The following is a 13977-nucleotide window of genomic DNA, read 5'->3' on the forward strand; positions in this document are numbered from 1 at the left end:
CATGACAATGAAATTATTGCGTGGCCGCACGCTGTCTTTCCTGCGCTGGCCCGAAGCGACAGACGACCATTCCGCCTGGCGTTACGAGGAGGATGGCGGTCTGCTGATCGAAAACGGCAGGATCGTCGCCGCCGGCTCCTACGCGGAGGTCCTGAAGAAGGCGGGCGCCGGTGTCGAGACGATCGACCATCGCCCGCATCTGATCCTGCCTGGTTTCCTCGACGCGCATGTGCATGTGCCGCAGATGCAGATCATCGCCTCCTATGGCGCGGAGCTGCTCGACTGGCTCAACAAATACACCTTCCCGGAAGAGTCGAAGTTCCAGAACGCGCAGCACGGCCGCCGCATCGCGCGGCTGTTCCTCGATGAGATGCTGCGCCACGGCACGACGACCGTCGCTGCCTATTGCTCGGTGCACAAATCGTCGGCCGAAGCCTTCTTTGCCGAATCGCATGAGCGCAACATGCTCAACATCGCCGGCAAAGTGATGATGGACCGCAACGCGCCGGACGCCGTGCTCGACACGCCGCAAACCGGCTATGACGACAGCAAGGCGCTGATCGCCGAATGGCACGGCAAGGGCCGCCAGCTCTATGCCATCACGCCGCGCTTCGCCATCACCTCCTCGCCCGAGCAGATGGAGATGGCGGGTGCGCTCTGCCGCGAACATCCGGACCTCCACATGCAGACGCATTTGTCGGAGAACCACGCCGAGATCGCCTTCACCCAGGAACTCTATCCCTGGTCGCGCGACTACACCGACGTTTATGAACATTACGGCCTGCTCGGCAAAAAGAGCCTGTTCGGCCACTGCATTCATTTGTCGGAACGCGAGGCGGATGCGCTGTCGCGGTCGGGCTCGGTGGCGGTGTTCTGCCCGACCTCAAATCTCTTCCTCGGCTCCGGCCTGTTCGACTACCAGCGTTATCGCCGGCGCGAAGCACCGCTCAGGATCGCGGCCGCCACGGATGTCGGCGGCGGCACGAACTATTCGATGCTGCGCACCATGGACGAGGGCTACAAGGTGATCGCGCTGAACGGCGAGAAGCTCAATCCGTTCCAGTCCTTCTGGCAGCTGACGCGCGGCAATGCCGAGGCACTGTCGGTGGCCGACAAGGTCGGCACGCTGGATGAAGGCACCGACGCCGATATCGTCGTGCTCGACGCCCGTTCGACGCCGGGAATGCGGCTTAGGATGGAGACGGTGGAAACGCTGGCCGAGGAGCTCTTCCTGCTGCAGACGCTGGGCGACGACCGTGCCGTGCGCGAGGTCTATGTGGCGGGGCGGCCGGCGAAGAGCGCGATTGTCGCATAGATTAAACGTGCTCTTCGCTTGACCCCGCGTCAGCCATCGGCCAAAGCGTGCGTCGACATTTGACAGGGGAACGCCATGGCCACCGCCGACGACATCGCTCTGATCAAGAAACAGGAAGCCACGCTGGTCTTCCCGGCTTTCGACGAGGCTGTGGCCTTCAAGATCGGTTCCGCCATCCGGGACCGGGCGCTGAAGGAAAACCTGCCTGTCATCGTCGACATCAGGACCTTCGACCGGCCGCTCTTCTACGCCGCGATGCCCGGTTCCAACGCCTCCAATCCCGACTGGGCGCGGCGCAAGATCAATGTCGTGAAACGCTATCTGAGAAGCACCTATCGCCTCGTGCTCGAGCAGCAGCGCCCGGACCGCACCTTCAAAATCGGTGAGGGCCTCGACATTGCCGACTATGTGCTTGCCGGCGGCGGCTTCCCGGTCACCGTCAAGGGCGCCGGCGTCATCGGCGTGATCGCCGTCTCGGGCCTGCCGGAGCGCGAGGATCATGGCGTCGTCGTCGAAGCGCTTTGTGCCCATCTTGGCATCGATGCGAGCGGGCTGGCGCTGCCGCCGGAAGAAAAATGACCGACCCGAAAAGCTTCCTCACCTCGATCTTCAACGCCGCCGTCGCCGCCGCCGACCCGGAAAAGACGATCCGCAACCATTTGCCGGCAAAGCCGAAGGGCCGCACCATCGTCATCGGCGCCGGCAAGGGTTCGGCGCAGATGGCGGCCGCCTTCGAGAAGGTCTGGGACGGTCCGATCGACGGCCTTGTCGTTACCCGCTACGGCTATGGCGCCAGATGCGAGCGCATCGAGATCATCGAGGCGGCGCACCCGGTGCCTGACGCCGCCGGTCTCGAGGCGTCGCGCCGGCTGCTGGAGAAGGTGCGCGGCCTGACCGCCGACGATCTGGTGGTGGCGCTGATCTCCGGCGGCGGCTCGGCCTTGCTGCCGTCGCCCGCTCCCGGATTGACGCTTGCCGACGAGATCGCCGTCAACGAGGCGCTGCTTGCCTCCGGCGCGCCGATCGCGGCGATGAACACCATCCGCAAGCATCTCTCGACCATCAAGGGCGGACGCCTGGCCGCTGCCGCCCATCCGGCCAGGGTGGTGTCGCTGGTCGTCTCCGATATCCCCGGCGACAATCCGGCGCTCGTTGCCTCAGGCCCGACCATTCCCGACACCGGCAGCCGCGAGGATGCGCTGGCTTCGATCGCCGCCTATGGCATGAAGCTGCCGGCCTCGGTCATGGCGCATATCAATTCGCCGGCCGCCGACGCGCCGCGTCCCGACGATCCGCGCTTTGCCGGCAATGAGGTGCACCTGACCGCCTCGGCCGGCGTGTCGCTGGAAGCCGCCGCCGCCGAGGCCAAGCGGCAAGGCATCGAGGCCGTCATCCTGTCGGATGCGATCGAGGGCGAGGCCCGCGAGGTCGGCGGCGTCCACGCCGCGATCGCGCGCGAAGTGGCCACCCGCAATCGCCCCTTCGCCAAGCCCGTGCTGATCCTCTCCGGCGGCGAGACCACCGTGACGCTGCGCGCAAAGGGCAAGGGCGGCCGCAACTCGGAATTCCTGCTCGCCTTCGCGATCGGCATCGATGGTGTGAACGGCATTCACGCCCTGGCCGCCGACACGGACGGCATCGACGGCTCGGAAAACAACGCCGGCGCCTTCGCCGACGGCGCGACTGTGGCGCGCATGCGTGCGGCAGGGGTCGACGCCAAGGCCATGCTTGCCGGCAACAATGCCTGGACGGCCTTCAAGGCGGTTGGTGATTTGTTTGTCCCGGGGCCGACTGGAACAAACGTGAATGATTTGAGGGCGATTTTGGTTAGGTAGCTCGGATCCCCACAAAATCGTCATGTATGGACGGCCCCTCTTGGGCAAGAGGCAAAATAGCGGCGACGGCTTAAGTCTGGAGCGGTCATGTATTCGGCCTTTGATGCGGTCGATTTGATGACCGCTGGCCCTCAGGGGTTACGCGGATCGAGTTCCAATCATTCTAGCGCGCTTTTTAATCGCGATGACGAAGGCGGAGTGTCTCGACCCAGGTCCTGACCATTTTGCCGTGCTGCTATTTGCTCCTTACGCTGTTAAGGGCCTCGCTTTGCGGGTTATGCCGCAGCCGGCGCCCTGTATTGTTGTCCCGAGCTCAGCATTGCCCAGATGATGCGCGCGGTCTTGGCTGCCTGCGCCACGACCGCGACCTTGACCGGGCGCCTGGCCAGCAGGCCGCGTATCCAGGGCGAGCCTCTGTCGGGCTTGGCCCTGACCTGGCGCAGCCAGGAACTGGCGCCGAGAATGAGCAGCCTTCGCAGGTCTCTGTCGCCGGCGCGACTGATATGGCCCGTCAGCTTGTGCTTGCCGCCGGTGTCATGACTCTTGCGGGTCAGGCCGAGCCACGCCGCGAAGTCCCTGCCCGAGGCGAACTGGCGGCCGTCGCCAATGGCCGCGATGGTTGCATGTGCGATGATCGGGCCGACGCTCGGGATCGTCGTCAGCCGCAAGGCCGCTTGCTGCTGCCTGACCTGAGCCAGGATCTGCTTGTCCAGCTTGCCGATCTCGCCATCCAGCGCCCGCCATTGTCCGGCCAGCGGCGCCAGGCAGATCAGCAGCGCCGCGGGGATGGCCTCATCCGAGGTCTCGATGCGCTGCAGCAGCGCTTCCAGGCCCGCAGCCCCCTGGGCGCTTGTCTGGCCCATCTCATAGAGCAGGCCACGCATGGCGTTGGCCAACTGCGTGCGCTGCCGCACCAGAAGGTCACGCGTGCGGTGCAGCGCTCTGGCCCATTGCTGTTCGACCGTCTTGATCGGCACGAAGCGCATGTCGGGCCGGCTCACCGCCTCGCAACAGCCGTGCGCGTCGCGCACATCGTTCTTGTTGCGCGGGACATAGGGCTTCACATAGGCCGGCGGCATCAGCTTGACCTCATGGCCAAGCGCTTGCAGCGTGCGGGCCCAATGATGGGCCGAGCCGCAGGCCTCCATGCCGATCAGCGCCGGCGGCTGTGTGGCGAAGAACTTCTCTACCTGCGCGCGGCGCAGCTGGCGCTGCACCACCACGCGCCCGGTCGCATCCACGCCGTGCACCTGAAACACATTCTTGGCCAAATCGATACCAAATCTGATAGCTTGCATGACGGACGGTCTCCTTCCGCTGGAGTTAATCACAGCCCAGTTTGGCACATTCGATGCCGCAAGGGGCCGTCCACCCATCATTCTAGGGCGAAGCAAGGAGCGAAGCGACGAGCGCAGACCCTAGAATCCATTCCGTGACCTCAGCCGAGGAGTGCAGTGGAGCAGAACTCTGCACCGTTGCAACACGTCGAAGTCACGGCATGGATCCTCGGGTCTGCGCGCGTCGCTTCGCTCCTTGCTCCGCCCGTGGATGACGACCTGATGGGCGTTTCGGCTAATCTCCAAGGCCGCGAGACCTCCATACAAGAGGGTCCGTTAAACCCTTCCTTGGGCGCGCAGAACAACGGTCACGAGACCATCAACTCCCTCACCTTCCGCATATCCTGCAAAAACCGCTCGCGTTCGGCCTCCTTGTCCTCCGGCTCGCGGATGCGCAGGATGAAGGAGGGGTGGATGGTCAGGAACACGCGCAATCCGTCCTCGCGCTCGACCACATCGCCGCGCATCTTGGTGATCGGCACGGCCTTGCCGAGCAGCGACTGCGCCGCCGTCGCGCCGAGCGCCACTACGAGGTTCGGTTTGATCAGGTCGAGCTCCTTGCCCAGCCACCAGCGGCAGGCCTGGATTTCGCCAGCATTGGGTTTCGAGTGGATGCGTCGCTTGCCGCGTGGCTCGAATTTGAAATGTTTCACCGCATTGGTCACATAGACCTTGCGGCGGTCGATCGCGGCATCGTCGAGGATGCTGTCGAACACCTTGCCCGCCGGCCCGACGAATGGCTTGCCGGCCAGATCCTCCTGGTCGCCGGGCTGTTCGCCGACGAAGATCACGTCGGCATTTTCCGGACCCTCGCCGAATACGGTTTGCGTCGCATCGCGCCAGAGCGGGCAGCGGCGGCAGCCCATTGCAGCCTCACGCGCCTCTTCGATCGAGGTGGCGTCATCCCCGGCGGTCAGCTCTGATTCCGGCGCAGGGATGCGCCTGGCTGGGCGCCCCGCTTCACGCTGCAAGGCCGTTGTTGACGGTGTTGTTGCCATCGTTCTGTCTCGCCCGCTTTCGAATTTGAAATGGGCGAGACCGACGATGGTTCCCGATCCTCACACCTCGTGCAGGTAGAGATGATAATCCAGCTCGCTGACGGTGCGCGCGACGCGCAGATATTCCGCCTGCTTGATCGCCACGAAGGTTCGGTGCAGGTCGGGGCCGAGCGCCGATTTCAGGAAGTCGGAGCCCCTGGCGGCCTCGATCGCGGCGCGCCAGTCGGCCGGCATGGTCGACTTCTCCGGTGCCTGCTCGTAGCCGTTGCCGGTCGTTTCGGGACCGGGATCCAGGGCCTCGTCGAGCCCCTTGACGATGCCGGCCAGCACCGTCGCGGCGATCAGGTACGGATTGGCGTCGACGCCCGACGGCCGGTGCTCGATGCGGCGGTTCTTGGCGTCGCCCGCCGGCACGCGCAACGCCACCGAGCGGTTGTTGACGCCCCAGCTCGCCGCCACCGGCGCATAGGATTGCGAGACGAAACGCCGCCAGGAATTGGCGTGCGGCGCAAACACAAGCATCGATTCCGCCATGGTGTGGATGAGGCCGCCGAGCGCGTTGAGCAGCTTTGGCGACCACTTTTCGCCGGCAGCCTCGGTGAACACGTTGCGGCCGGCATCGTCCTGCAGCGAGACGTGGAAATGCATGCCGGAGCCGGCATAGGCCTCGATGGGCTTGGCCATGAAGCAGGCGGTGACGCCATGCCGGCGCGCCTGCGCCCTGACCAGACGCTTCAGCATGACGAGGTCGTCGGCCGCCCGCATCACGTCCTTGCGGTAGTTCAGCGTCAGCTCGTACTGGCCGGGCGCGTATTCGGAAATGACGGTTTCGGCCGGTATGCCTTGCGCCTTGGCCGCCGCGTAGATGTCGGAAAACAGCGGCTCCATGCCGTGCAGATGGTCGACCGAATAGACCTCGGTCTTGGCCGAGCGGCGGCCGTCGAGCACCGCGCGGGCAGGCTGCACCTTGCCATCGGCGTCGCGTTCGTTCGACAGCAGGAAGAACTCGAGCTCGAAAGCGCCAGCCGGATGCAGGCCGCGTGCCGTCAGCAGTTCCACCTGCCGTGCCAGCACCAGCCGCGGGTCGGACGTCATCGGCTCGCCGTCGAGGTGGTGCATCGACATCAGCACCTGGCCGCGCGGCGGATTGGTGCCGAAGAGCGGCACCAGCGTGCCCGGGATCGGCCAAGCGCGCAGGTCGCCGTCACCGGTGTCCCACACCAGCCCGGTTTCGTGCACGTCCTCGCCGGTGATGTCGAGGCCGAGGATCGAGATGGGCAGATGCCGGCCGTTCTCGAAAATACCCATCAGCTCGTGCCGGCGCACGATCTTGCCGCGGCCGATGCCGTTGGCATCGGTGAGCACGATGTCGAACGCCTCGATCTCGGGATGCGCGTCGAGAAAGGCCTTCGCCTCGGCGGGCGTCGAGCCGGAAGGGGACGTGGTTACGGCGTGCGGATTGTCCATCGCCGCTTTTCTCACGCCGTAAGCCTGGCCGCAACCGCGGCGAAGGCGGCGATCAGCCGGCTCACTTGCGCTGACGTCGTTGCCGGCGAGATCAGCATCATGTTGTGGAACGGCGCGATCAGCACGCCGCGATTGACCAGCGCCACATGGATGGCGGCTTCCAGCTCGGGCGCGTGCGCCTTTTCCGCCTCGCCGCCGTTCCCGAGCGGCCCGGGCGCGCAGATGAACTCGACGCGGGCGCCGACCCGCGCGACATGCCAGGGCAGCTTTTTTCGCGCGATGACGGCGGAGAGCCCCGCATCGAGCCGGCGCGCCAGCCGGTCCATATGGGCATAGGCCTCCTCGGTCATCACCTCTTCCAGTGTGGCGCGCATCGCCGCGAATTGCAGCGGATTGGCCGACAGCGTCGTGCCCATGCCGGAATAGCCGGGCTCCTTGGTCCTGTTGTAGGCGCCGTAGCGGGTGGCGATTTCCTCCCTCATCCCCCAGATGCTCGCCGGCACACCGCCGGCCACCGGCTTGCCGAGCACGAACAGGTCCGGCTCCAGGCCGTGCTTGCGCGTATAGCCGCCGGGGCCGGTAGAGATCGTGTGCGTCTCGTCGATCAGCAGCAGCGTGCCCGCAGCACGGGTCAGGCGCCGCAGCGCGTCGTGGAAGCCCGTTTCCGGCAACACCATGCAGGAATTGGTCAGCACCGGCTCGGTGATGACGCAGGCGACGTCGCGGTCAGCGAGCGCTGCTTCCAAAGCGGGGATATCGTTGAATTCGATGATCTTGGTCGCTCGCGTCAGGTCGCGGAATTCGCCGGCCAATCCAGGCCTGTTCACCGGCTTGCCGTCGATCAGCCGCACCATCGTCTCGTCGACCGAGCCGTGATAGCAGCCGTTGAAGACCAGGATCTTCTCGCGCCCTGTCACCGCGCGGGCAACCCGCAGCGCGAAGCGGTTGGCGTCGGTGGCCGTGGTTGCGATCTGCCAGTAGGGCAGGCCGAAGCGTTGCTGCAGGAGCGTGCCGATCGCCAGCGCGTCCTCGCTGGGCAGCATATAGGTCAGCCCCCGGGCGGACTGCCGGCGGATGGCGCGGGCAACCGCCGGCGGCGAATGGCCGAGCATCGAACCGGTGTCGCCGAGGCAGAAATCGTCGAGCCTGTTCCCGTCGATATCGGTGATGGTGGCTCCTTTGGCGCCGTCGACCAGCATCGGGAACGGCGTCGGCCAGTCCGTCATCCAGTGCATCGGCACGCCGCCAAGGAAACCGGCAATGCCGTTGCCCAATTTCGCCTCGGATTTCGGCCGCGCCTTGCGGAACGCGGCCGCTTCCGTTTCGCGCAGTTCGGCGATGCGGGCAATGTCGATGCCGCCGATGGAAATCCGGTCCATTGAATGCATGAGCCCCCCTTCAGGCAGCAGGCAGTAGGCAGTAGGTGCCGTCGTCCCTTAAGCCCTACTGCCTTTTCCCTACTGCCTATGCCGTGATATCGATCACGCCGCAATCGCCCGCGGCGCTGCCGAACACGATGCGGCGCTCTTCCGTGTCCCACATCATGGCGGTGATGGCGCCTTTGCCGGGGCGGCGCAGCAGCACTTCCTTGGCGTCGGCGAAGCGCGCCGCGATCACCATGCCGTCCTCATAGCCGATGGCCACCACGTCCTGGCTCGGATGGCAGGCGACGCAAGTCACCATCGTGTTGCCGCGCGTGCCGAGCTCCAGCGGCGCCTTGCCCATCGGCCCGTCTTTGGCTTGAAACGGCCACACGATCGCTGCCGGCGCGCCGGAGCTTGCCAGCCATTTGCCCTTCACACTCCACGACAGGCTCTTCACCTTGCCAGGATAGCCGCTCATGCGCATGTGCTTGCCGTCGGCGAGCTTCCAGCCATGCAGCGCGTTCTCCTGCATGGTGGTGACCAGAAAGGCGCCGTCTGGCGAAAAGGTGATGCCAGTATGCGCGCCCGCCCATTCGAGCTCGACAGGCTTGCCTTCGGCTGCCGGGAAATGCAGCGTCGCGCCATTGTAGCGGGCGACGCCGAAACGCATGCCCTTGGGCGAGAAGGCCAATCCCTCGACCGAGCGCGGGTGGCTAAATTCCTTGATCTTGCCGTCGGCGAAACGCACGAAGGCGGTCTTGCCGGAGGCATAGGCGATCGCGCCTTGCGGTCCGGCGGCGACGCTGGTGATCCATTTTTTGCCGGCGCTCGCCAGTTCCGCCACGTCGCCGCCGGCTTTGATGGCAAGCACCTTGCCGTCCTCGCCGCCGGTGATCAGCCGGTCGTTGGCCACATCATGAAATGCGGCGAGCAGGCCGTCATTGGCCTGCACCGTCTTCTGCCCGTTGTCCAACCGGTGGATCGCGCCATCGGCCAAAGCGAAATGCGGCACGTCGTTGAGGAAGACGGCCGCGACGCAATGGCCTTCGAGATCAAGCGGGGCGACTGTGGGCATGGCTTCCTGCGTGAGCGAGATTTGGATTTATCTGGCGGCTTACTCGACGTTTCCCGCATCGGCAACCATAGGGATCGGCAGCGGCCCCTCAAAGACAGGGTGGGAAGGCGTCAAAGCAGCCCCTTCGCCCGCAACTCCGTGGCAAAGGTCGCAAGCGGCATCACCAGTGTCAGAGGTTGGCTTTGAAGAGGCTCGGCACCGTAGCTGGTGTACCATGCTGCGGCCCGCTCACTCTTGGCATCAATGATGAGCAGGACGCCGCCGCCTTCGCCAGCGAGGCGCAAGCAGCGGAGCGCGGCGGCGGCAAGCAGCTGACCGCCCAGCCCTTGCCCTGCGACGCGGCGATCAGTCGCGAGACGGGCAAGCTTGAAACCGGAAACTTCGTGCCGAGCCAAGCCTCTCGTCATGGCCGTAGGCACGGTTTCATGAGCGACTGCAGACGGCGCGATTGTATAAAAGCCGAGTATCCGCTCGGTACTCGCGTCCTCGATAGCACAGAAGGTCTTGGCGGCATTTTGTTCGTGGCTTTGTCGCGCGAACCGACGCAAAAAATCATTCATCTGTGCGTCGCCGCAGTCGAACGAGGCCCGATCGTGCTGTTTCGCAATCGGCTGCTCGTGCCAGGACGGAAGTGTCACAGTGTTTCCGGCAGGGCCGCGATCGCCGCCCGTAGTTTTGCGTTGGGTTTCGGCGGATTCTCCAGCAGGTCGAGTATACGTGTGAAATTACGATCGGATACTTTTGTGACCTCGGCGGCTTCGATCACAGCCTGCGCCTCGGGAACGACCTTGTTGAGGATGAAGTCGGCAACGTCCTGATGCGAGAGTGCTGCGGCACGCGCAATCATCGCCTTCTGCGCGGGCGCAAGGCGAATTTGATAGCGCTCAGTCTTCTGGTCGGAGGGCCGCGACATAGGATGTCTCCTCAGTTTCATGTACACATGATATGTGTACATGAAACCACAATCAATCCTTTAATCCTATGGGATCGACAATTCGACGCTTAGGCTGCCTGGCAGGCTTCAAAACTCTTCCTGAGCCGATCGGCGTCGAGGTCGCGGCCGATGAAGACCAGCCGGCTTTCGTGTTTTTCGCCGTCCTTCCAGGCGCGCTGGTGGTCGCCCTCGAGGATCATGTGCACGCCCTGCAGAACGTAGCGGTCCTCGTCGCCCTTCAGCGCTATGATGCCCTTCAGCCGCAGGATGTTCGGCCCCTCCATCTGGGTCACTTTCTCAATCCAGGGGAAGAACTTCTTCGGATCCATCTCGCCGCCGCGCAGCGACACCGACTTCACCGTCACATCATGGATGTCGGAAGCATGGTGGTGATGGTGATGATCGTGCCCGTCATGATCGTGATGATGGTGGTCGTGGTCATGATCGTGGTGGTCGTGATCGTGGTCATCCGCGTCGAGGAAGTGCGGATCGTTCTCCAGCGCGCGCGACAGGTCGAAGGCGCCGCGGTCGAGCACTTCGCTAAGCGCCACGCCGGAGCGCTGCGTGCGATGGATCCTGGCCGCCGGGTTGATGGCACGGACCGTCGCCTCGACCTTTTCGAGCTCTTCCGCGCTGACGAGGTCGGTCTTGTTCAGCACCACCACGTCGGCGAAGGCGATCTGGTCCTCGGCCTCCTTGGAATCCTTCAAGCGCAGCGGCAGGTGCTTGGCGTCGACCAACGCCACCACCGCGTCGAGCTTGGTCTTGGTGCGCACGTCGTCGTCCATGAAGAAGGTCTGCGCCACCGGCACCGGATCGGCGAGACCGGTGGTCTCGACGACGATGGCATCGAAGCGGCCGGGCCGTTTCATCAGGCCTTCGACGACACGGATCAGGTCGCCGCGCACCGTGCAGCACACGCAGCCATTGTTCATCTCGTAGATTTCCTCGTCGGATTCGACGATCAGGTCGTTGTCGATGCCGATCTCGCCGAACTCGTTGACGATGACGGCGTAGCGCTTGCCGTGGTTCTCCGACAGGATGCGGTTGAGCAGCGTCGTCTTGCCCGCGCCGAGATAGCCGGTGAGAACGGTTACGGGGATTTGCGTCTGTGCATCGCTCATGGCTTGCCTCGAAAATCTTGGATTTGTCGGCCTCATATAGGATGGGTGCCGCGCTTTTGCACGCGCCAAACCAATAGGCCAGGCGGCCGCTTCAGCCGGCATGGCGCCGAGGACCGATCGGCGGCGGCCGAGGCAGCCCGTACGGGCGAGCCGCGTGGACTCCCAATGGCCCTTGCCGGCTTCCGCTGTGAATCTCGCCGGCGCAAAAGTCGTTTGTCATCTAACTGAAATAAACATCTGGCATCACCTGCGCGGGCACCGCAATGCTTGCCGGCAAAGCGTTCTGCAAGCCGGACTCTTTAAATCGTCATTTGCCAGCCGTCGGACAGCCTCTATGCTCGCCCGCGCCGGTTCGGCCGAAGAGGGAACGACCATGGCCAAGGCGGACAAGACAGCGACGATGAGCCGGCTGCATTCGGCGGCAAGGCTGGCGCGCACCGCGCTCGCCGCGCGGCTTCTGGCCCACGGCTTCTATGCCGGCCAGGACCAGATCATGCTGGCGCTCGACCGCGAGGACGGCCAGACCCCCGGCAACCTCGCCGGCCGGCTCGGCGTGCGCCCGCCGACCATCACCAAGACCATCAACCGGCTGCAGGCGCAGGGTTTCCTCGAAAAGCGCGCCTCGTCGGCCGATGCCCGCCAGGCCCACATCTTCCTCACCGAGTCCGGCCGCGAAACCATCCGCGCTATCGAGAAGTCGGTCAAGAAGACCGAGAAGCAGGCGCTGAAGGGCCTCGACAAGAAAGACCAGAAGGCGCTGTTCAAGCTGCTCGCCCGCATCGAGGCGAACCTGTCGAACGAAGACCTGGTCCTGATGGACGACGACGCGGAGCTGGATGAGGCGTGACGCGCAGCGTCATCGCTCAACCGCGAGACGTTCCCACTAACGAGCGACGCGTAAGCGTCGTCTCGAGCACATAGCGCGATGCGCAGCATCGTCGCTTCACGCACCCACATCGACATTGTTCCGAAAGCGCGATGCGCAGCATCGTCGCTCCACGCACCACCCAAGCATCGACGGCTCAGCGGAAGGGCGACGACGCTGCGCGTCGCGCCTGAGCGCTATCATCAGGCGTCACGCGGTTAGCGACGATGCTGCGCATCGCGCCTACGCGTCGCGCCTGCGCACCAGCGCTGCCCAGCGCCCCGGGGTCAATCCGAACGCCTTCTTGAAATGCCGGTTGAAATGGCTCTGGTCGCTGAAACCGGCGGCCGCGGCGATCTCCGCCAGCGACTCGCCTTCGGCAATCATGCGTCGCGCCCTTTGCAGTCTCCGCATCAACAGGAAGCGATGCGGGCTGGTCGAATAGGTGGCGCGAAAATGGCGCGACAGCGCATAACGGTCGATGCCGGTGACGGCTTCCAGCTCATCGGAGCGCACCGCCCGTTCGGCATTCTCCTCGAGATAGTCGCGGGCAAGCGCCGCCGCGCGCCATGCCGTCTTGCCCGTCGACTTTGCCGGCTGTCCGGCGTGGCGGTTCAACTGCTGCGCCAGCTGCGCAACGAAATCCGCCACGAACAGGTCGCCGAGCTCCTCGTCCAGCGGCGCCAGCGCCGACAACAGCGTGTCGCGCAAGCCAGGATCGTCGACCACGGCGTCGCGGACGAAGGGCAGCGGATCGCCATCCAGGCAGTCGAGCAGCAGGGACGGCTCCAGATAAAGGATCCGGTAGCGCAGGCCGTCTTCCGTGCCGGCGCCGCCATCGTGCAGTTCGTCCGGGTGCAGCACGATCGCCTGCCCCGGCAGGCTGTGCCGCAGCGCGCCGCGATAATGGAAGCGCTGCACGCCGTCCAACGTCACGCCGATGGCATAGGTGTCGTGCCGGTGCAGCTCGAAGGCGTTGCCGTGGAAGCGCGCTTCGATGCGTTCGAGGCCCAGGCCGCCCGGCGCCGAAACGATGCGGTCGCCGTGGGCCATATCCGCGCACGAACGTTCAAGACCTTCCTTGGCTTCTGCGCCTAGAGCCTGCGCCATCGCATTCCCCGCCCGTCATGGGCCGTCCCGGAGTCTCAATCTTGGTGTTCGATACGAAAATTGCAATTGTTCTGAGTGAAGATCTGCCGGTGTGGCAGAAGCTCAACGTCACCGCGTTCCTGACCAGCGGCATCGTTGCGCAATTCCCCGAGATCATCGGCGAGCCCTATCGCGACCGTGCCGGCAACCTCTACAACCCGATGTCGATCCAGCCGGTCATCGTCCTGTCGGCCGATGCGGCGACGCTGGGCTCGATCCATCGCCGGTCATTGGAGCGGGGCGTCGCGACATCCGCCTATATCGAGGAGATGTTTTCGACCGGCCACGACGTCGCCAACCGCGCCGTCTTCGCCGAATTCGCCCCGGACGACGCCAAGATCGTCGGGATCGCCTTGCGCGGCGACAAAAAGCTCGTCGACAAGATCACCAAGGGCGCTCGCATGCATGCCTGAAATTGGCATGCTCCTTCGCCCGAAAGGCTATTCCGAACGTTTGGGGTTAGCCGCGGCCATCCAGTTCGTCATCCACGGGCGGAGCGGGAGCGAAGCGGACG

Annotated in this window: 14 protein-coding genes; 5 read left to right on the forward strand and 9 right to left on the reverse strand. The window is 64.7% G+C overall.

The genetic code is table 11. The features are described 5' to 3' along the window. Position 1: 1 nt before the first annotated feature. The 3 genes from guaD to WDX12_RS11245 all read left to right on the forward strand — a co-directional run bounded on the left by guaD (position 2) and on the right by WDX12_RS11245 (position 3150). Positions 2-1315: a guanine deaminase gene (guaD, locus tag WDX12_RS11235; protein ID WP_434724917.1), complete on the forward strand. Its 1314-nt coding sequence runs from the start codon at positions 2-4 to the stop codon at positions 1313-1315. A 75-nt stretch (positions 1316-1390) separates the two neighbouring features. Further along, entirely contained in the window at positions 1391-1894 is a 504-nt protein-coding gene (locus tag WDX12_RS11240; RefSeq protein WP_434724918.1) for a heme-degrading domain-containing protein, read from the forward strand. Continuing rightward, a complete protein-coding gene (locus WDX12_RS11245; protein WP_434724919.1) occupies positions 1891-3150 on the forward strand; it encodes a glycerate kinase type-2 family protein in 1260 nt (419 codons plus the stop codon). Before WDX12_RS11240 ends, WDX12_RS11245 begins: the two co-directional genes overlap by 4 nt. Before the next feature lie 275 nt (positions 3151-3425). Here WDX12_RS11245 and WDX12_RS11250 read toward each other — a convergent pair whose 3' ends face one another. The 8 genes from WDX12_RS11250 to WDX12_RS11285 all read right to left on the reverse strand — a co-directional run bounded on the left by WDX12_RS11250 (position 3426) and on the right by WDX12_RS11285 (position 11449). Continuing rightward, positions 3426-4448 (reverse strand): IS110 family transposase, encoded by a 1023-nt coding sequence (locus WDX12_RS11250; protein WP_434724920.1) that lies wholly within the window; start codon positions 4446-4448, stop codon positions 3426-3428. A 347-nt stretch (positions 4449-4795) separates the two neighbouring features. After that, on the reverse strand, positions 4796-5485 hold the full coding sequence (locus tag WDX12_RS11255; RefSeq protein WP_320294187.1) for a UdgX family uracil-DNA binding protein: 690 nt from the start codon (positions 5483-5485) through the stop codon (positions 4796-4798). A gap of 60 nt (positions 5486-5545) precedes the next feature. Further along, positions 5546-6952, reverse strand: coding sequence for a glutamine synthetase family protein (locus WDX12_RS11260; protein ID WP_434724921.1), 1407 nt, complete (start codon positions 6950-6952; stop codon positions 5546-5548). Positions 6953-6963: 11 nt separating this feature from the next. Continuing rightward, positions 6964-8340 (reverse strand): aspartate aminotransferase family protein, encoded by a 1377-nt coding sequence (locus WDX12_RS11265; protein ID WP_434724922.1) that lies wholly within the window; start codon positions 8338-8340, stop codon positions 6964-6966. A 76-nt stretch (positions 8341-8416) separates the two neighbouring features. Continuing rightward, positions 8417-9391 (reverse strand): WD40 repeat domain-containing protein, encoded by a 975-nt coding sequence (locus WDX12_RS11270; RefSeq protein ID WP_434724923.1) that lies wholly within the window; start codon positions 9389-9391, stop codon positions 8417-8419. 110 nt (positions 9392-9501) lie between these two features. Next, on the reverse strand, positions 9502-10029 hold the full coding sequence (locus WDX12_RS11275; protein ID WP_434724924.1) for a GNAT family N-acetyltransferase: 528 nt from the start codon (positions 10027-10029) through the stop codon (positions 9502-9504). After that, positions 10026-10304, reverse strand: coding sequence for a DUF1778 domain-containing protein (locus WDX12_RS11280; RefSeq protein ID WP_434724925.1), 279 nt, complete (start codon positions 10302-10304; stop codon positions 10026-10028). Before WDX12_RS11280 ends, WDX12_RS11275 begins: the two co-directional genes overlap by 4 nt. Before the next feature lie 89 nt (positions 10305-10393). Next, positions 10394-11449, reverse strand: a complete 1056-nt coding sequence (locus WDX12_RS11285) for a CobW family GTP-binding protein (RefSeq protein ID WP_434724926.1) — start codon at positions 11447-11449, stop codon at positions 10394-10396. Between the two features lie 373 nt (positions 11450-11822). Between WDX12_RS11285 and WDX12_RS11290 the strand changes: the two genes are divergently transcribed. Then, positions 11823-12296 (forward strand): MarR family winged helix-turn-helix transcriptional regulator, encoded by a 474-nt coding sequence (locus WDX12_RS11290; protein ID WP_434725610.1) that lies wholly within the window; start codon positions 11823-11825, stop codon positions 12294-12296. A gap of 261 nt (positions 12297-12557) precedes the next feature. Here the strand turns inward: WDX12_RS11290 and WDX12_RS11295 are convergent, their stop codons facing one another. Continuing rightward, complete coding sequence (locus WDX12_RS11295) at positions 12558-13424, reverse strand: AraC family transcriptional regulator (protein WP_434724927.1); 867 nt, start codon at positions 13422-13424, stop codon at positions 12558-12560. A gap of 44 nt (positions 13425-13468) precedes the next feature. On the opposite strand from WDX12_RS11295, the gene WDX12_RS11300 reads away from it, so the two are divergent. Then, entirely contained in the window at positions 13469-13876 is a 408-nt protein-coding gene (locus WDX12_RS11300; protein ID WP_320294193.1) for a DUF2000 family protein, read from the forward strand. The last annotated feature ends 101 nt before the right edge of the window (positions 13877-13977 follow it).

The sequence above is a fragment of the Mesorhizobium sp. RIZ17 genome, from assembly GCF_051127865.1.
GTDB lineage: Bacteria > Pseudomonadota > Alphaproteobacteria > Rhizobiales > Rhizobiaceae > Mesorhizobium > Mesorhizobium humile.

Bases quoted from the DNA above. Each gene is read 5' to 3' on its own strand.
- WDX12_RS11285 (WP_434724926.1), bottom strand. From the start codon at position 11,449: ATGAGCGATGCACAGACGCAAATCCCCGTAACCGTTCTCACCGGCTAT.
- WDX12_RS11265 (WP_434724922.1), bottom strand. From the start codon at position 8,340: ATGCATTCAATGGACCGGATTTCCATCGGCGGCATCGACATTGCCCGC.
- WDX12_RS11295 (WP_434724927.1), bottom strand. From the start codon at position 13,424: ATGGCGCAGGCTCTAGGCGCAGAAGCCAAGGAAGGTCTTGAACGTTCG.
- WDX12_RS11270 (WP_434724923.1), bottom strand. From the start codon at position 9,391: ATGCCCACAGTCGCCCCGCTTGATCTCGAAGGCCATTGCGTCGCGGCC.
- guaD (WP_434724917.1), top strand. From the start codon at position 2: ATGACAATGAAATTATTGCGTGGCCGCACGCTGTCTTTCCTGCGCTGG.
- WDX12_RS11245 (WP_434724919.1), top strand. From the start codon at position 1,891: ATGACCGACCCGAAAAGCTTCCTCACCTCGATCTTCAACGCCGCCGTC.
- WDX12_RS11290 (WP_434725610.1), top strand. From the start codon at position 11,823: ATGGCCAAGGCGGACAAGACAGCGACGATGAGCCGGCTGCATTCGGCG.
- WDX12_RS11240 (WP_434724918.1), top strand. From the start codon at position 1,391: ATGGCCACCGCCGACGACATCGCTCTGATCAAGAAACAGGAAGCCACG.
- WDX12_RS11255 (WP_320294187.1), bottom strand. From the start codon at position 5,485: ATGGCAACAACACCGTCAACAACGGCCTTGCAGCGTGAAGCGGGGCGC.
- WDX12_RS11260 (WP_434724921.1), bottom strand. From the start codon at position 6,952: ATGGACAATCCGCACGCCGTAACCACGTCCCCTTCCGGCTCGACGCCC.
- WDX12_RS11250 (WP_434724920.1), bottom strand. From the start codon at position 4,448: ATGCAAGCTATCAGATTTGGTATCGATTTGGCCAAGAATGTGTTTCAG.
- WDX12_RS11280 (WP_434724925.1), bottom strand. From the start codon at position 10,304: ATGTCGCGGCCCTCCGACCAGAAGACTGAGCGCTATCAAATTCGCCTT.